Genomic DNA, 16,590 nt, shown 5'->3' with positions numbered 1-16,590 from the left:
CTGGCGGTCCCGGTGCCGCTCATTGAAATACTGGCCAGGAAGGGCGGCTTCGCTGGCCGAGTGAAAGCGGCGATTTCGACCGTAGCGTGTAGTCCGCATGACGCAACGCAATCCGTCCCTTAACCTAACCGGTCAAGGTTACTCCTTGTCTGTCTTGCCCTTTTTCTTCCCGTTCTCCGTAGAATCCCGGTCTTTGCCGTTGCCGTTCTCCTTGCGGCGGTTGGTGAAGCGCGCATTGCCGAGCCCGGTGCCGATGGTGAGCACGCCCCAGCGCTCGACATCCTGCATGAACGGCACTTCCGACAGGCCCTGAACGACGCCGTCATTGTGCATCAGGATCGCAGTATCGTGCTCGCCGATGACGGGGATCGCCTCGACGAGGCTCGCCGGCAGGTTGAACTTGCTGCTCTCCCAATTGCCGGGGAGATTCTGCGCGCCCTTCTCGATCGAACCGTCCGCGTTGATCACGCCGGGACAGGCGATGCCGATGAACGGCGCGAGCTTGTAGCCTTCGTTCTCGGCTTCCGTGATCAGCCCCTTCAGCATCTTGGTGAGCCGCTTCACCGCGGCTTCGCGCGTCGGCTCGTCGTCGGCATGACGCCACAGCTCGGAATGCACCACCTTGGCCTTCGACAGATCTTTGGCCTTTTTCCAGCTGGTTTCCACGAGGCCGCAGCGGATGTTGGTGCCGCCGATGTCGACCGCGAGGATGCTGTCATGGGCTTCGAAGATCCAGGACGGCGCCAGATGCAGCGCGCCGATCAGGCCCGCTTCATCGGGGTGATGGCGGATCGGCATCATGTCGATCTTGAAATCCTCGGATTTCAGGATGATCTCGGTGCGCGCGATCGCGAGCTCGCCGAGCCGGGAATCGCGAAAACCGCCGCCGACCACGATGCGCTCGGTCTTGGCCCAGGCTTTTGTCTTCAGGAAGCGCCGGGTGACGTAAGCGAGCTCCTGGGCGAAGTCCTCAATGGCGCTGTGCACCACGGCGGAGGCCTCGGTGTCGTCGCCGACCAAGATCGCGTCCAGCGTCTTCTTGCTGATGTTCTCCGACGGCTCCTTGCCGAACGGGTCCTCGCCGGTCTTGCGCAGCGGCTTGCGCCAGCGGTCCAGGATGTCGCGGAACGCACCCTTGCTGGCGCGGTCGCCGAGGAAGCCGTCCTCGTCCTTCATCTCGATGTTGAAGCTGTCGATGTCCACCGACGGCAGCCGCTCGGCGCCGTGATGGGCGATGCCCGTCGTCGTCTTGACCAGTTCGTCCGTTGCCATGAGAGCCCTTGCCCGCTTAAATGTTCCGGCCGGACTAACGGCGGGGGAACCGGTTTGTTGCAAAGCCGGCGAAGATTTGGCTGAAGGCCGACGCCCCAGCCAAATCCTTCAAATCCGGGCCCTTTTTGGCGGTTTTCCTTGACTCTCCGCTGCCGGCGGCTATAAGTCCCACAGTCGGCGCGGGGCGTTTCTCGCGCCGCTTGTTTTTGCCCGGGTTTTCAAAGGGATAACTCCCGCCCGCGCAGACACGCATAAACCCGTAGCGACTGACAAAAAGCCGGCCCGGACAAACTGTCGCGAGGCCGGGATTGAACACGAAGGAAGAAAACGATGTTCGCAGTCATCAAAACCGGCGGCAAGCAATACCGCGTCGTGCCGGATGATGTCCTGGAAGTAGGCAAGATCGAAGGCGAAGTCGGCTCGATCGTGCAGTTGAATGAAGTTCTGGTGGTCGGCGGCGACACGCCGGTGCTGGGCGTTCCGACGGTCGCGGGTGCGTCCGTCGCGGTCGAGGTGCTCGACCACAAGCGCGGCCCCAAGGTCATCGCGTTCAAGAAGCGCCGCCGCAAGAATTCGCGCCGCAAGCGCGGCTACCGCGACGAGATCACCGTGCTGCGCGTCAGCGAGATCCTGACGGACGGCGCCAAGCCCACCAAGGGCCCGCGTCCGAAGCGGGAGAAGGTGGCCAAGGAGCCGGCAGCCGAAGCCGCCGAATAAATAGAACCGATCACGCCAATTCACGAATTGAGGCGTGAGACGTTTTGAAATGATTCCGTCAAGGAATTGACCTAGACATACGCAGGATTTCGGAGACGAGCCATGGCTCACAAAAAGGCAGGCGGTTCATCGCGCAACGGACGCGATTCCAAGGGCAAGCGCCTCGGTATCAAGGCGTTCGGCGGGGAGATCGTCACTCCCGGCAACATCATTGCGCGTCAGCGCGGCACGACCTGGCATCCGGGCCTTAATGTCGGCATGGGCACGGACCACACTCTGTTCGCCAAGATCGAGGGCCGTGTTGCGTTCCAGGCCAAAGCCAACGGCCGCACCTTCGTATCGGTGCTCCCGCTCGCCGAGGCGGCTGAATAGACGGTGGATCAAATGGAGTCCGCCGGTCCCGACTGAACCGGCGGAGTCCTAGAGATCGAGAGATCGAAGGCTCCAGGGGAGGCGGGAAACCGGCCTCCCCTTTTCTTTGACTTGCTCACTTTGAATTAGTGACTTTCACGGAGCCGGACATGTTGCAGGATTTCTCGAGCGTGACCTTGCAGGAGGCGAGACCCAGCGTCGTCGCCACCGAGCGGCTGACTTTGCGGCGCCCCACCCTCGCCGACGTCAGGACCATCGCCCGGCTCGCCAATGACCGCCGTGTCGCCGAGAACACGCGGCGCCTGCCGCACCCCTATTCGCAGGACGACGCCGTCGAGTTCATCCGCGCCACCGCCGGGCTCGGCAGGGAGACCGTGTTCCTGATCGAGCACGATACCGGGCCGGTCGGCATGGTCGGGATCGACTGCTCGAAGCCCGACAATGCCGAGCTCGGCTACTGGCTCGGCGTCGATCACTGGGGCCGGGGTTTTGCCACCGAGGCCGCGCGCGCTGCGATCGACTTCTTCTTCGAGGAGTTCGAGGACGAGCATCTCCATGCCGGTGCCCGCGTCACCAATCCTGCCTCGCGCAAGGTGCTGGAGAAGTGCGGCTTCCAGTGGAGCGGCGTGCAGCTGCACCGCTTCCTGGCGCTGGGCTCCTCGACCCCCGTCGACTGCTTCCGCCTGTCGCGCGGCGTATGGGCATCGCTGAAGAGCTGGAGCAGTGCGCGTCGGATGAGGTAGGGCGAGGACGCAGCCATAAACTCCGCTCGTCGTCCCGGACAAGCGTAAGCGCAGATCCGGGACCCATAATCACAGGCATTGGTGTGGGGCAGAGCTCCCACTTCGAGTCTTCGTCAAACCACTTCCTGTGGGTATGGGTCCCGGATCTGCGCTCCGCTTCGCTGCGCTTGTCCGGGACGACAGCGGAATCGTTCGGCTGCATTCAAGCCGGCGGGTTCACGTCCGCGTTCTGCCGCCCCAGATCGCGCTCGCGCAGATAGATGTAGAACCCGGCGCCGATGATGATCGCGGCACCGACCAGGGTTGCGATCGACGGGACGTCACCGAACACGACGAAGCCGAAGATCACGGCCCAGACGATCATCGAATATTGGTAGGGCACCACGACGCTGGCCGGCGCGAGCTTGAGCGAACGGTTGACGCAGAACAGCGCCGTCACCGAAATCAGACCGGCGGCCGCGAAGATCACGAGGCTGCCTGGTGTCGGCGGCACCCAGTTGAACGCCGACAGCACCGCACCGAGCGAGAACGTGCCGACGAATTGCGATGACGCCATCACGATGTCGGGCGTCTTGCGCAGGCTGCGCGTGATCAGCATCAGCGTCGCAAACGACAGGCTGCCGCCGAGCGCGATCAGCGCCGGCAGGCTGACGGTCTGCGAGGAGGGGCGTAGCGCGATCAAGACGCCGCAGAAGCCGATCAGGATGGCGGTCCAGCGCCGCCAGCCGACCTTCTCCCCTAAGAAGATCGCCGACATCGCAGTGACGAAGATCGGACCGGCGAGATAATAGGTGATGACGTCGGCAAGCGGCAGATAAACGGTCGCGAGGAAGAAGGCTGCCACCTCCAGCGTCGACAGCACGACGCGAATCAGCTGCAAGCCGGGCCGCTCCAGATGCAGGAACTGGTGACGCTGCGTCCAGATCATCGGCAACAGCAGGAGCAGCGCCGCGCAGGCGCGCAGGAACAAGAGCTGTCCCACCGAATAGGTGCCGACCAGGAACTTGCCCATGGCGTCGCCGAACGAGAACATGAAGATCGACAGCACCATCAGCGCGATGCCGGCCAGGCGCGCGGAGCGGTCGTCATAGGCTGAGAGGTTTCTGAACAGGGGCATCGACAGGGGTTTCGGGAAACGCGTCATTGCGAGCGAAGCGAAGCAATCCAGGCTGTCACCGCGGCGGCAGCCTGGATTGCTTCGTCGCTGCGCTCCTCGCAATGACGGAGGACAGGGCAGCAGCGCGATCGATAGGGCGTCGGAAGGTCCTTTTAATGGCGACAAGACACCAAACAAGTCCACGTTCGATCAATTGAACGCATTGTCGCACTGCGCGCGGCGCGATACGGATCATTCTCCAAGTCCGTTCTCCCGTTCCGATGGTGCAGCGCATGACCGACTTCGATCCCACCCGGCATCGCATGATCCCCGCGCAACGCTGGTTTGAGGATTTCGTCGTCGGTGAACGTTTCGTGCTGCCGAGCCGAACCCAGACCTCGGCGGTGTTCGCCGCATTCCAGACCGCGAGCGGCGACACCCATCCGGTCCACTACGACGTCGAATATTGCCGCAGCCGCGGCATGCCGCATCTGCTCGCCCACGGTTTCCAGACATTGATCCACACCGCGCCCGGTGCTGGCCTGTTTCCGTTCATGGTCGAGGACTCCCTGGTCGGCTTTCTCGAGCAATCGAGCCGATTCCTGAAACCTGTGTTTGCCGACGACACGATCTATCCGGCGCTGGAAGTCGCAGAGCTGGTGCCGGGACGCAACACCGGCGTGGTGACGCTTCGGAGCACGGTGTTCAACCAGCGCAAGGAGCTGGTGCTCGAGGGCACGCAGAAATTCCTGATCCGGCGCCGGCCGGCTGGCTAATCACGGCTCCAGAATCGCGGAGATTCCGCCGCTACTCGGTCAATTCGGGTTGCCGGAGGGGGCCGGCTGGCCTACCTATGGCCCATGAAATTCCTCGACGAAGCAAAGGTCTATATCCGCTCCGGTGACGGCGGGAACGGCTGCGTGGCGTTCCGCCGCGAGAAGTTCATCGAATTCGGCGGCCCCTCCGGCGGCAATGGCGGCCGCGGCGGCAACGTCATCATCGAGGTCGCCGATGGCCTCAACACGCTGATCGACTACCGTTACCAGCAGCACTTCAAGGCCCAGAAGGGTGAGAACGGCTCGGGCTCGGATCGCCACGGCGCCAACGGCAAGAACATCGTGCTCAAGGTGCCGGTCGGCACCCAGATCTTCGACGAGGATCGCGAGACGCTGATCCACGACTTCACCAAGGTCGGCGAGAAGTTCGTGCTGGCCGAGGGCGGCAATGGCGGCTTCGGCAACGCGCATTTCAAGTCGTCGACCAACCGCGCGCCGCGCAACGCCAATCCCGGCCAGCCCGGCGAGGAGCGCTGGATCTGGCTGCGGCTGAAGCTGATCGCCGATGCCGGCCTCGTCGGCCTGCCCAATGCCGGCAAGTCGACCTTCCTCTCCAAGGTCAGCGCGGCGAAGCCGAAGATCGCCGACTATCCCTTCACCACGCTGCATCCGCAGCTCGGCGTCGTGAACGCCGACGGCCGCGAGTTCGTGCTGGCGGATATTCCCGGTCTGATCGAGGGCGCGCATGAAGGCGCGGGCCTCGGCGATCGCTTCCTCGGCCATGTCGAACGCTGCCGGGTGCTGCTGCATCTCGTCGACGCAACCTGCGAGCACGCCGGCAAGGCCTACAAGACCGTGCGCAAGGAGCTCGATGCCTATGGCGGACAGCTCACCGACAAGATCGAGATCGTCGCGCTGAACAAGATCGACGCGGTCGAGCCGGACGAACTGAAGAAGCAGAAGGACCGTCTCAAGCGCGCCGCCAAGAAGACGCCGCTGCTGCTCTCCGGCGTCACCGGCCAAGGTGTCAAGGAAGCGTTGCGCGCGCTTGCCGAGGTGATCGGCGAGAGTCCGGTCTCCGCCAAGGCGAAGAGCGCGGCCGAGGCGGAGCCGTGGTCGGCCTGAACTCCCACTCCGCCGTCGTCCCCGCGAAAGCGCGGACCCATACCGCGTGATCTATCGGTTGGGGGACGGTTGTCGTACCGAACGACGAGTCTTCGCCAAAGCTCTCCATGTGGTTATGGGTCCCTGCTTTCGCAGGGACGACAGTGGCGTGTATGGCTGGAGGCACGCGCATCACTGGCTTGTCAATGCCAGCGCGATAGCGCAGCATCCAAAATCAAAAAACAGGGATGACGCATGGCGCGCGCGAAGAACGTTCTCTGGATCATGTGCGACCAGCTTCGCTATGATTATCTCGGCTGCACCGGCCATCCCACGCTGAAGACACCGAACATCGACGCCATGGCGAAGCGCGGCGTGCTGTTCAGTAAGGCCTATGTACAATCGCCGATCTGCGGGCCGTCGCGGATGTCGTTCTACACCGGACGCTACATGCGCTCGCACGGCTCGCACTGGAACGGCTGGCCGCTGCGCGTCGGCGAGCCCACGCTGGGCGATCACCTCGAGAAGATCGGCGTCCGCAACGTGCTGGTCGGCAAGACCCACATGGCGCCCGACCTCGAAGGCATGAAGTCGCTCGGCATCCCGCCGGAATCGATCATCGGCGTGCACGTCGCCGAATGCGGCTTCGAGCCCTATGAGCGCGACGACGGCCTGCATCCGACCGGACGTCCGCGGCCGAAATACGACGAATATCTGCGCCAGCAGGGCTTTGAAGCGACCAACCCCTGGGAGCACTGGGCCAATTCAGGCGCGGCCGACGATGGCTCCTTGCAGAACGGCTGGCTGCTGGTGCATGCCGACAAGGCCGCGCGCCTGCCGGACGAGCATTCCGAGACGCCCTATATGACGCGGCGCGCGATGGATTTCATCAGCGAGGCCGAGACCGACGGCCGGCCGTGGTGCCTGCATCTGTCCTACATCAAGCCGCACTGGCCCTATATCGCGCCGGAGCCCTATGCGAGCATGTATTCGACCGACGACATGATTCCGGCGATCCGTTCGATGCGCGAGCGGCAGAATCCGCATCCGGTGTTCGGCGCCTATATGGACATGCGCTACTCCCGCAACATGGCGCGCGATGAGGCCCGCGAGAAGGTAATCCCGACCTATATGGGCCTGATCACCCAGATCGACGACCAGATGGGCGTGCTGATGAAGTTCCTGGAGGAACGCGACCTCCTGGACACGACCATGATCGTTTTCACGTCCGATCATGGCGACTATCTCGGCGATCACTGGATGGGCGAGAAGGACCTGTTCCACGAGCAGTCGGCGAAGATCCCGCTCATCATCATCGACCCTTCGAAGGAGGCCGACGCCACACGCGGCACGCGCAGCAATGCGCTGGTCGAGGCGATCGATCTCGCGCCGACCTTCGTCGATTATTTCGGCGGCAAGGTGCCGGGCCACATCCTCGAAGGTCGATCCCTGCTGCCGTTGCTGCGCGGGCCTACGCCGGCGGACTGGCGCAAGGTCGCGTTCTCCGAATACGACTACGCGACGCAGGACGTCAGGCTGAAGCTGAACCAGCCGATCGAACGCTGCCGCCTGTTCATGGTGTTCGACGGCCGCTGGAAATACATCCACGCGTCCGGCTTTCGCCCGATGCTGTACGACCTCGAAACCGATCCGGAAGAGTTTTTGGATCGCGGCGACGATCCCGATTGCGCCGGCATCATCGCGCGGCTGCAGGCCGAGCTGTTCGACTGGGCCCTGCATCCGAACGGCCACATCACGACACCGCGCGAGAAGATCGCGGCCTATGCGGACAACCAGCTGCAGGTGAAGGGTGGGATTTTGATCGGGATCTGGGACGAGAACGAGCTCGCGTCCATTAAGGACGGCATCGCACAGCGCGCGAAGATGTGAGCTGCTCCGCGCGTTCGAAAGCCGATACGATCGAACATCCGTCCACGCCGTCATTGCGAGCGCAACGAAGCAATCCAGTTCTTTCTCCGGAGAGATTCTGGATTGCTTCGTCGCTTCGCTCCTCGCAATGACGGCAGGAGAGACTCAATTCTCGATCTTGTATCCGGTCGCTTTCACGATCGGCCGCCACAGCGCGATGTTGGCTGCGAGCTCCTTGGTCAGCCCCTCGGGCGTCGAGCCGACCGGAATGAGTCCGATCGCGGTGAGCTTCTCTTTCACGTCGGGCTTTGCCAGCGCCGCACTCGCGGCCGCGCCGAGCCTGCTCGCAAACTCCGGCGGGCTGCCGGCGGGAAGCCACATGCCGTACCAGGCGTCCGCAACGAGATCGATGCCGCTCTCCTTTAGCGTCGGAACGTCGGGCGCGAAGGGCGAACGTTCGGCACTCGCGACCGCGATGATCTTCACGCCTTTGGCGCGGTGCTGCGGCAGCGCATCGGCCAATGTCACGATGCCGAACGAAATGTGGCCGCCGACGAGGTCGTTGAGGATCGGCGCGCTGCCGCGATAGGGCACGCGGGTCAGGGACATGCCGAGATCCTTCTCGAGCTTGGAGCCCGTGAAATGAGGGATGGTGCCGTTGCTCGGCACGCCAAACGACGCCTTGTCGGGATGCGCCTTCAGCCAGGCGACAAAACTCTTGAAATCCGGGGCGTCGACTCCCGGACCGATCACGACCGCGAATTCGAACCGCGCCAGCAGCGACACCGGCACGAAGTCCTTGGCCGTGTCGAAGCTCGGTGTCGTCTCCACCATCGGCAGCAGGTACATGGTCGGCCCTGTCGTCACCAGCACCATGCTGCCGTCGGAGCTTGCGCCTTTCACCGCCTTGATGCCGATCAGGCCGTCGCCGCCGGTACGGTTCTCGACCACGATGGTCCGTTGCAGCACCGGCGCCATCTCCTGCGCGATCAGGCGGCACAGCGTATCGCCGCCGGCTCCGGCCGCGAAGGGGAAGATGATCTTGCTCAGCCCGGCCTGCGCTTGCGCCCCACCCGCTTGCGCCAGTAGCGGCAGGCCGAGGCATCCGGTCACGAATTTGCGGCGGTCCATACGTTTCCTCTCCAGCCCTGTTCTTGGTTGCCGGCATTAGAACCGGAACGGCGTCCAGGACAAGGCCGACGTTGGCCGTTTACCATCTCGCCCGCCTTGCGCCGGCCATCGTCCTGCTGCAAAAGCAGGCCTCACCGGCGCCGCGCTTTCCCTCCGCCGCTTCCGATGCAGAGCAATTCGTCACACGCGCCAGCACATAAACACATGGCCAGCCCCGAACTCAGTCAATTCCGCCGTATCGTCGTCAAGGTCGGCTCCGCGCTGCTGGTTGATTCCGACAAGGGCGAGGTGCGGGCGTCCTGGCTCGCCGCGCTCGCCGACGACATGGCCAAGCTGCACAACGAAGGGCGCGACGTCCTCGTCGTCTCCTCCGGCTCGATCGCACTCGGCCGCAGCCGCCTCAAGCTGCCGCGCGGCCCACTGAAGCTGGAGGAAAGCCAGGCTGCCGCCGCGGTCGGCCAGATCGCGCTGGCGCGGATCTGGTCCGAGGTGCTGGGGGCGCACGGCATCGGCGCCGGCCAGATCCTGGTGACGCTCCAGGACACCGAGGAGCGCCGCCGCTATCTCAATGCCCGCTCCACCATCGGCAAGCTGCTGGAATGGCGCGCGATCCCCGTGATCAACGAGAACGACACGGTGGCCACCAACGAGATCCGCTACGGCGACAATGACCGCCTCGCCGCGCGGGTCGCCACCATGGCGAGCGCCGACCTCCTGGTGCTGCTGTCCGACATCGACGGGCTCTACGACGCGCCGCCGAAGAACAACCCGAACGCCAAGCTCATTCCGGTGGTCGAGAGCATCTCCTCGGAGATCGAGGCGGTGGCGGGAGATGCCGAGTCCGAACTGTCGCGCGGCGGCATGCGCACCAAGGTCGAGGCGGCCAAGATCGCCACGACGGGCGGCACGCACATGCTGATCGCCTCCGGCAAGATCGAGCACCCGCTGCAGGCGATCGCCAATGGCGGCCGCTGCACCTGGTTCCTGACGCCGGCCAACCCCATCACCTCGCGAAAGCGGTGGATCGCGGGCTCGCTGGAGCCCAAGGGCACGCTGACCATCGATGCCGGCGCCGTCGCCGCCCTTCGCGCGGGCGCGAGCCTGCTGCCGGCCGGCGTGATCCGGGTCGACGGCCAGTTCGCCCGCGGCGACGCCGTGATCGTGCGCGGGCCCGACACCAGCGAGATCGGCCGCGGTCTCGTCGCCTACGACGCCGAGGATGCCGAGCGGATCAAGGGACGCTCCTCGCCCGATGTGATGATGATCCTCGGCATCAGCGGGCGATCGGAGATGATCCACCGGGACGATCTGGTGGTGGGCGGGTAGACGCTTTGCTCCGTCATTCCGGGATGGTCCAAAGGACCAGACCCGGAATCTCGAGATTCCGGGTTCGGTGCTCGCGCACCGCCCGGAATGACGTCGGAGTGGGCCAGCAACCCCCGGAGACCTGCCATACCCTGCCCGCCCTTCGCAAAAGCGGGATTTCCGTGCTAGGACACTGCCTTAGCAGAAGGTTGAAACTCCAATGGCCGCCTCCCTCAAAGCCGTCGACGGCAATGCCGATCGGACTAGCGATCTCTTGGCGCTGATGTCCGATCTCGGGACCCGTGCCCGCGCTGCCGCGCGCGTGCTGGCGCTGGCGCCGCCGGAGCAGAAGAACCGCGCACTGGAGGCCATGGAACGGGCGATCCGCAGCAATGCCGCTGCGATTCTCGCCGCCAATGCCGAGGACGTCGCCGAGGCGCGGGCCTCCGGCAATGCCACCTCGTCCTTCATCGACCGCCTGACGCTGACGCCGGCGCGGGTCGAGGGCATGGCCGAGGGTATCGGTATCGTGCGCGGCATCGCCGATCCCATCGGGATCGTCACCGAGAGCTGGCAGCGGCCGAACGGCATGACCATCGAGCGCGTGCGCGTGCCGCTCGGCGTCGTCGGCGTGATCTTCGAGAGCCGCCCGAACGTCGCGGCCGATGCCGGCGTGCTGTGCCTGAAGTCCGGCAATGCCGTGATCCTGCGCGGCGGCTCCGACAGTTTCCGATCCTGCCGTGCCATCCATGAGTGCCTGGTGCAGGGCCTGCGCGAAGCGGGCCTGCCCGAAGCTGCGATCACGCTGGTCCCGACGCGCGACCGGGCCGCGGTCGGCATGATGCTGTCAGGCCTGAACGGCGCCATCGACGTGATCGTGCCGCGCGGGGGCAAGAGCCTCGTCGCGCGTGTCGAGCAGGAGGCGCGCGTGCCGGTCTTCGCGCATCTCGAAGGCGTCAACCACGTCTATGTCGACGGCAGCGCCGACCTCGCGATGGCGAAGTCGATCGTGCTCAATGCCAAGATGCGGCGCACCGGCGTCTGCGGCGCGGCCGAGACGCTGCTGGTCGATCGCGCCGCTGTTGCATCGAGCCTGAAGCCGCTGGTCGAGATGCTGCTCGATGCCGGCTGCGAGGTGCGCGGCGACGACGCCGTGCAGAAGACCGATGCACGGGTCAAGCCTGCCGGCGAGGACGATTGGGACACCGAATATCTCGACGCGATCATCGCGGCGAAGGTGGTCGACGGTGTCGACGGCGCGATCGCGCACATCCAGAACCACGGGTCGCATCACACCGACGCGATCGTGAGCGCGGATGAGGCTGCCGCGAAGAAATTCCTGAGCGAGGTCGATTCCGCAATCGTGCTGCACAACGCCTCGACGCAGTTCGCCGATGGCGGCGAGTTCGGTTTCGGCGCCGAGATCGGAATTGCCACCGGCCGGTTCCACGCCCGCGGTCCCGTCGGCGCCGAGCAGTTGACGAGCTTCAAATATCGCGTCCACGGCACCGGGCAGACGCGGCCGTAGGTAACGTCGCGAGGCGCGGGCAATTGAGCAACAATTTCGTCGTGCCGCGTTTCGTGGCGCAAGCGATCCCGCCCTCGACACCGGGCATGCGCGTCGGCCTGCTCGGCGGCTCCTTCAATCCGCCGCATCAGGCCCATCGCGCGATCAGTCAATTCGCGCTGAAGCGATTGCAGCTCGATCGCGTCTGGTGGCTGGTCACGCCCGGTAACCCGCTGAAGGAGAACGGCGCGCTGCATGAGCTCGGCGAGCGCATGCAGGCCGCGCGCGACGTCGCCAACGATCCCAGGATCGAGGTGAGCTGTCTCGAATCCGTCATTCGCACGCGCTACACTATCGACACGATCAACACGTTGCGCCGCCGCCTTCGCGGCCTGCGCTTTGTCTGGATCATGGGCGCCGACAACCTCGCTCAATTCCACCGTTGGCAGGACTGGCGGCGCATCGCCGGCCAGGTGCCGATCGCCGTCATCGATCGCCCGCCGCAGAGTTTTCGCGCCCTCGCCTCGCCAGCCGCCAAGGCCCTAGCGCGTTACCGCCTACCCGAGAACAAGGCTGCGCTGCTCGCGGATCGGCCGGCGCCGGCCTGGGTCTTCCTGACCGGATTGAAGCTGAACCTCTCCTCGACGGGCCTGCGGAACCCGGACGGGAGCTGGAAAGGTACGAAGTGAGACGAACTGTGCGGCTGGAGGCTCTCTGGCATATTGAAACCCTTAACCCCACATGATGTAGTGTAGCCAGCGAGCGTCGGATTCGGCGTTCGCGATACAGTGAAAGGAATGGTCCCTGACCACATCTGTATTGTCCAAATCAGCTTCGACCAAGTCAGCTTCGACAAAGTCTGTTTTACCCAAGGTTGCCAAGCCTGCGCGTAAAACATCGACCAAAGCTGCGGCCTTGAAGGCGCAACCCGACGCCGACAAGACGCTGAGCCTGATCCTCTCCCGCCTCGAGGACATGAAGGCGGAAGAGACGGTCACCATCGACCTTCGCGGCAAATCGGCGTACTCCGACTACATGATCGTGACCACCGGCCGGGTGAACCGGCACGTCGGCGCGATCGCGGAAAACGTCACCAAGAGCCTCAAGGAAAACGGCATCAAGAACATCCATGTCGAGGGCTTGCCCAATTGCGACTGGGTGCTGATCGATTCCGGCGATGTGATCGTGCACGTGTTCAGACCCGAGGTCCGCGAGTTCTACAATCTCGAGAGATTGTACACGCAGGGCCCAGGGGCGGCGAAGGCGATCTAGGCTCATCGAGCCGATTTCGAATCGGCTGACGCGCATGCTAGCGTCGTGCGCGCGCTTGTTGCGCGCGGTCTTGAAAACGCGCCCCTGAAGATATCAGGCCCCGAAGATATCATGCGTGTTGCTGTCATTGCGGTGGGCCGGCTGAAGCAGGGCCCCGAACGGGAGCTTGCCGATCGCTATTTCGAGCGGTTCGACGAGGCCGGCCGTAAGCTTGGATTCCGCGAGCTCAGCATCCACGAAATTCCCGAGAGCCGCGCGCGCGATACGGCGACACGGATGGCCGAAGAGGCCGCGGCGATCTCGGCGCATATTTCGGAAAGATCCGTCCTGGTGGCGCTGGACGAACGCGGCCAGAATCTCGAGTCCACCGTATTCGCACGGCATCTCGGGCGCTGGCGCGACGAAGGCATCGGACATACTATTTTCGTGATCGGAGGGGCGGACGGACTTTCGCCCGAATTGCGCCGTAAGGCCAAGCTCGCGATCGCGTTCGGCTCTGCGACCTGGCCGCATCAAATGGTCCGCGTCATGCTTCTGGAACAGCTTTATCGGGCCGCCACGATTCTGGCGGGCCACCCCTATCACCGCGCATGATGCGCGCCACAACGAGCACTTTTGCTGAGGAGCGATGCGAGCGCCGATTCTCAACCTACTTCTGATCGCCAACGTCACCGGCGCAAGCCTCGCGCAAGCCCAGACGACAACACCGGCGCCGCAGACCGCAGCCATCTCGCCCGACGCGATCAAGCAGCGTGAGCAGGAGCTGGAAGCCGCGCGCGCCAGGCAGAAGAGCGCGGAAGAAGCACAGGCCAAGCTCAAGGCCGAGATCACCGCGCTCGGCCAGGATCGCACCCAGCTCAATCAGCAGCTGATCGAGACCGCCGCCAATGTACGCACTGTGGAGACCAAGATCGACGAGGCAGAAGCGCGCCTGCGCGCGCTGAACGGCCGCGAGCAGCAGATGCGCAGCTCGCTCGATTCGCGTCGTGCCGACATCGTCGAGGTCCTGGCGGCCTTGCAGCGTGCCGGCCGGCGCACGCCGCCGGCGCTGCTGGTGCGGCCCGAGGATGCGCTGCAATCACTGCGCACGGCGATGCTGCTCGGCGCCGTCGTGCCGGAATTGCGCGGCCGCGCCGAGAAGATCGCGAGCGAGCTCGGCGAGCTCGTGGCCTTGCGCAAGACGATCGCCGCCGAGCGCGACCAGCTCGCCTCCGACCGCGACAAGGTCAGGAGCGACCAGACCCGGCTCACCGCCCTGGTCGACGAGCGGCAGCGCCAGCAGGCGGCACGCGAGAAGGATTTGGACGCCGAGAATTCGCGCGCCATCGCGCTTTCACGGCAGGTCGGCGATCTCCAGGGGCTGATCGCCAAGATGGAGCAGGACCTGCAAAGCGCGGCCAAGGCGGCCGAGAAGGCGGCCGAGGCTGCAAGGCAGGCCGAGGCCAAGGCGGCCGCCAGCGCCAACGTCAACGCCAAGTCGGGCCCGGGCGCTTTCAAGGACAAGTCCCGCACCACCCCGGCGATCGCCTTCGCCTCGGCCAAGGGCCTTTTGCCTCTCCCTGTTAACGGTAACAAGATCAGGGACTTTGGCGGTTCCGACGGGGTCGGCGGGGTCCAGAAGGGAATTTCGCTGGCCACCAGGCCCGGCTCACAGGTCACGACGCCGTGTGACGGCTGGGTGGTCTATGCCGGCCCCTTCCGCAGCTATGGACAACTCTTGATCCTCAATGCCGGTGGCGGGTATCATGTCCTGATCGCCGGGATGGAGCGCATTTCGGTCAACATTGGCCAGTTTGTGCTCACGGGGGAGCCGGTCGCGACCATGGGGTCGACTTCTCAAGTCGCCTCCATTCTCGCCACGAACGCGAGTCAACCTGTGCTGTATGTCGAGTTCCGTAAAGACGGCACTCCAATCGATCCAGGCCCATGGTGGGCCGCAAATGAAGGCGAGAAGGTTCGCGGATGATGCGCAAGACTTCAGTAATCCTCCTAAGCGCCGCCACCGGTGCAGCGCTGACGCTGTTCGTGACCCAGCCGCGCGCGGTGTTCATGGGCTCCAGCGCGCGAGCCGCCACCGCGGACACCTATCGCCAGCTCAATCTGTTCGGCGACGTCTTCGAGCGCGTGCGCTCCGACTATGTCGAGAAGCCCGACGACACCAAGCTGATCGAATCCGCCATCAGCGGCATGCTCACCGGCCTCGATCCGCATTCGAGCTACATGGACGCCAAAAGCTTCCGCGACATGCAGGTGCAGACCCGCGGTGAGTTCGGCGGTCTCGGCATCGAGGTCACGATGGAAGACGGCCTGATCAAGGTGGTCTCGCCGATCGACGACACGCCCGCCTCGCGCGCCGGCGTCATGGCCAACGACATCATCACCAACCTCGACGACGAGGCGGTGCAGGGCCTGACGCTGAACCAGGCGGTCGAGAAGATGCGCGGCCCGGTCAACACCAAGATCAAGCTCAAGATCATCCGCAAGGGCCAGGACAATCCGATCGACGTCACGCTCGTGCGCGACAACATCCGTGTCCGCTCGGTGCGCGCGCGCGTCGAGCAGGACGATATCGGCTACATCCGCATCACCACCTTCAACGAGCAGACCACCGAAGGCCTGAAGCGCGAGATCGGCAATCTCACGAACCAGATCGGCGGCGACAAGCTCAAGGGCTTCATCATCGACCTGCGCAACAATCCGGGCGGCCTGCTCGAGGAAGCGGTCACCGTCTCCGACTCCTTCCTGGAGAAGGGCGAGATCGTCTCGACCCGCGGCCGCAATGCCGAGGAGACCCAGCGCCGCACCGCGCATGCAGGCGACCTGACCAAGGGCAAGCCGGTCATCGTGCTGGTCAATGGCGGCTCGGCCTCGGCGTCGGAAATCGTCGCCGGCGCACTGCAGGACCACAAGCGCGCGACCATTGTCGGCACGCGATCGTTCGGCAAGGGCTCGGTGCAGACCATCATCCCGCTCGGAAGCGGCAACGGCGCGCTGCGGCTGACCACGGCCCGCTACTACACGCCGTCCGGCAAGTCGATCCAGGCCAAGGGCATCGTGCCCGACATCGAGGTGCTGCAGGACGTGCCGGACGAATTGAAGTCGCGCACCGACACCAAGGGCGAGGCTTCGCTGCGCGGCCATCTCAAGAACGACGGCGACGAGAAGACCGGCTCGCAATCCTACGTCCCGCCGGACGCCAAGGACGACAAGGCGCTCAAGCTCGCCGGCGACCTGCTCCACGGCATCAAGAACAGCGCCTCGGCTGCGCCGACGCCGGGCGGCGACAGCAAGGCCACGGCCGACAAGCCCAAGGCGGCGAACTAAGTCCTCGCATTCTGCGATCTGATGAAAAGGGCGGCTCCTGGAGCCGCCCTTTTTGCGTGGAGCTCCCGACCTCTCCGGCCTATCCCGGCCTGCCGCCGCTCG

Annotated in this window: 16 protein-coding genes; 13 read left to right on the top strand and 3 right to left on the bottom strand. The window is 64.7% G+C overall.

The annotated features are described in order from the left end of the window. Positions 1-138 precede the first annotated feature (138 nt). A complete protein-coding gene (locus EHH60_RS33565; RefSeq protein WP_124163570.1) occupies positions 139-1,272 on the bottom strand; it encodes an ROK family protein in 1,134 nt (377 codons plus the stop codon). A gap of 330 nt (positions 1,273-1,602) precedes the next feature. Here EHH60_RS33565 and rplU point away from each other — a divergent pair, with 330 nt between their 5' ends. The 3 genes from rplU (at position 1,603) to EHH60_RS33550 (ending at position 3,104) form a co-directional block, all read left to right on the top strand. Then, entirely contained in the window at positions 1,603-1,989 is a 387-nt protein-coding gene (rplU, locus tag EHH60_RS33560; protein WP_124163569.1) for a 50S ribosomal protein L21, read from the top strand. A 102-nt stretch (positions 1,990-2,091) separates the two neighbouring features. Then, positions 2,092-2,361, top strand: coding sequence for a 50S ribosomal protein L27 (gene rpmA / locus EHH60_RS33555; protein ID WP_025032812.1), 270 nt, complete (start codon positions 2,092-2,094; stop codon positions 2,359-2,361). A gap of 149 nt (positions 2,362-2,510) precedes the next feature. Then, the gene (locus EHH60_RS33550; RefSeq protein WP_199752355.1) at positions 2,511-3,104 is read left to right on the top strand and encodes a GNAT family N-acetyltransferase; all 594 of its coding nucleotides are present in this window, start codon (positions 2,511-2,513) and stop codon (positions 3,102-3,104) included. 202 nt (positions 3,105-3,306) lie between these two features. On the opposite strand, the gene EHH60_RS33545 is transcribed toward EHH60_RS33550, so the two are convergent. Further along, positions 3,307-4,221, bottom strand: a complete 915-nt coding sequence (locus EHH60_RS33545) for a DMT family transporter (RefSeq protein WP_124163567.1) — start codon at positions 4,219-4,221, stop codon at positions 3,307-3,309. A gap of 272 nt (positions 4,222-4,493) precedes the next feature. Between EHH60_RS33545 and EHH60_RS33540 the strand changes: the two genes are divergently transcribed. The 3 genes from EHH60_RS33540 to EHH60_RS33530 all read left to right on the top strand — a co-directional run bounded on the left by EHH60_RS33540 (position 4,494) and on the right by EHH60_RS33530 (position 7,970). Next, positions 4,494-4,976: a MaoC family dehydratase gene (locus EHH60_RS33540; RefSeq protein WP_124163566.1), complete on the top strand. Its 483-nt coding sequence runs from the start codon at positions 4,494-4,496 to the stop codon at positions 4,974-4,976. Between the two features lie 84 nt (positions 4,977-5,060). Further along, positions 5,061-6,101: a GTPase ObgE gene (obgE, locus tag EHH60_RS33535; protein WP_124163565.1), complete on the top strand. Its 1,041-nt coding sequence runs from the start codon at positions 5,061-5,063 to the stop codon at positions 6,099-6,101. 234 nt (positions 6,102-6,335) lie between these two features. Further along, positions 6,336-7,970, top strand: coding sequence for an alkaline phosphatase family protein (locus EHH60_RS33530; protein WP_124163564.1), 1,635 nt, complete (start codon positions 6,336-6,338; stop codon positions 7,968-7,970). A 144-nt stretch (positions 7,971-8,114) separates the two neighbouring features. Here EHH60_RS33530 and EHH60_RS33520 read toward each other — a convergent pair whose 3' ends face one another. Then, the gene (locus EHH60_RS33520; protein WP_124163562.1) at positions 8,115-9,080 is read right to left on the bottom strand and encodes a Bug family tripartite tricarboxylate transporter substrate binding protein; all 966 of its coding nucleotides are present in this window, start codon (positions 9,078-9,080) and stop codon (positions 8,115-8,117) included. Positions 9,081-9,284: 204 nt separating this feature from the next. Between EHH60_RS33520 and proB the strand changes: the two genes are divergently transcribed. The 7 genes from proB (at position 9,285) to EHH60_RS33485 (ending at position 16,488) form a co-directional block, all read left to right on the top strand. Next, the gene (gene proB / locus EHH60_RS33515) at positions 9,285-10,406 is read left to right on the top strand and encodes a glutamate 5-kinase (RefSeq protein ID WP_124163561.1); all 1,122 of its coding nucleotides are present in this window, start codon (positions 9,285-9,287) and stop codon (positions 10,404-10,406) included. A 199-nt stretch (positions 10,407-10,605) separates the two neighbouring features. Beyond that, complete coding sequence (locus tag EHH60_RS33510) at positions 10,606-11,913, top strand: glutamate-5-semialdehyde dehydrogenase (RefSeq protein ID WP_124163560.1); 1,308 nt, start codon at positions 10,606-10,608, stop codon at positions 11,911-11,913. Between the two features lie 23 nt (positions 11,914-11,936). Further along, positions 11,937-12,581, top strand: coding sequence for a nicotinate-nucleotide adenylyltransferase (locus EHH60_RS33505; RefSeq protein ID WP_199752353.1), 645 nt, complete (start codon positions 11,937-11,939; stop codon positions 12,579-12,581). A 226-nt stretch (positions 12,582-12,807) separates the two neighbouring features. Continuing rightward, positions 12,808-13,164: a ribosome silencing factor gene (gene rsfS / locus EHH60_RS33500; protein WP_024338888.1), complete on the top strand. Its 357-nt coding sequence runs from the start codon at positions 12,808-12,810 to the stop codon at positions 13,162-13,164. 111 nt (positions 13,165-13,275) lie between these two features. Beyond that, the gene (gene rlmH, locus EHH60_RS33495) at positions 13,276-13,758 is read left to right on the top strand and encodes a 23S rRNA (pseudouridine(1915)-N(3))-methyltransferase RlmH (RefSeq protein ID WP_124163559.1); all 483 of its coding nucleotides are present in this window, start codon (positions 13,276-13,278) and stop codon (positions 13,756-13,758) included. A gap of 34 nt (positions 13,759-13,792) precedes the next feature. Then, a complete protein-coding gene (locus tag EHH60_RS33490) occupies positions 13,793-15,130 on the top strand; it encodes a murein hydrolase activator EnvC family protein (protein WP_124163558.1) in 1,338 nt (445 codons plus the stop codon). After that, the gene (locus EHH60_RS33485; protein WP_124163557.1) at positions 15,127-16,488 is read left to right on the top strand and encodes a S41 family peptidase; all 1,362 of its coding nucleotides are present in this window, start codon (positions 15,127-15,129) and stop codon (positions 16,486-16,488) included. Before EHH60_RS33490 ends, EHH60_RS33485 begins: the two co-directional genes overlap by 4 nt. Positions 16,489-16,590 lie beyond the last annotated feature (102 nt).

It is taken from the genome of Bradyrhizobium sp. RP6 (genome assembly GCF_003837805.1).
Classification (GTDB): Bacteria; Pseudomonadota; Alphaproteobacteria; order Rhizobiales; family Xanthobacteraceae; genus Bradyrhizobium.
The sequence above is the reverse complement of the archived record's forward strand: the minus strand, read 5'-3'. Positions and strand labels throughout refer to the sequence as shown.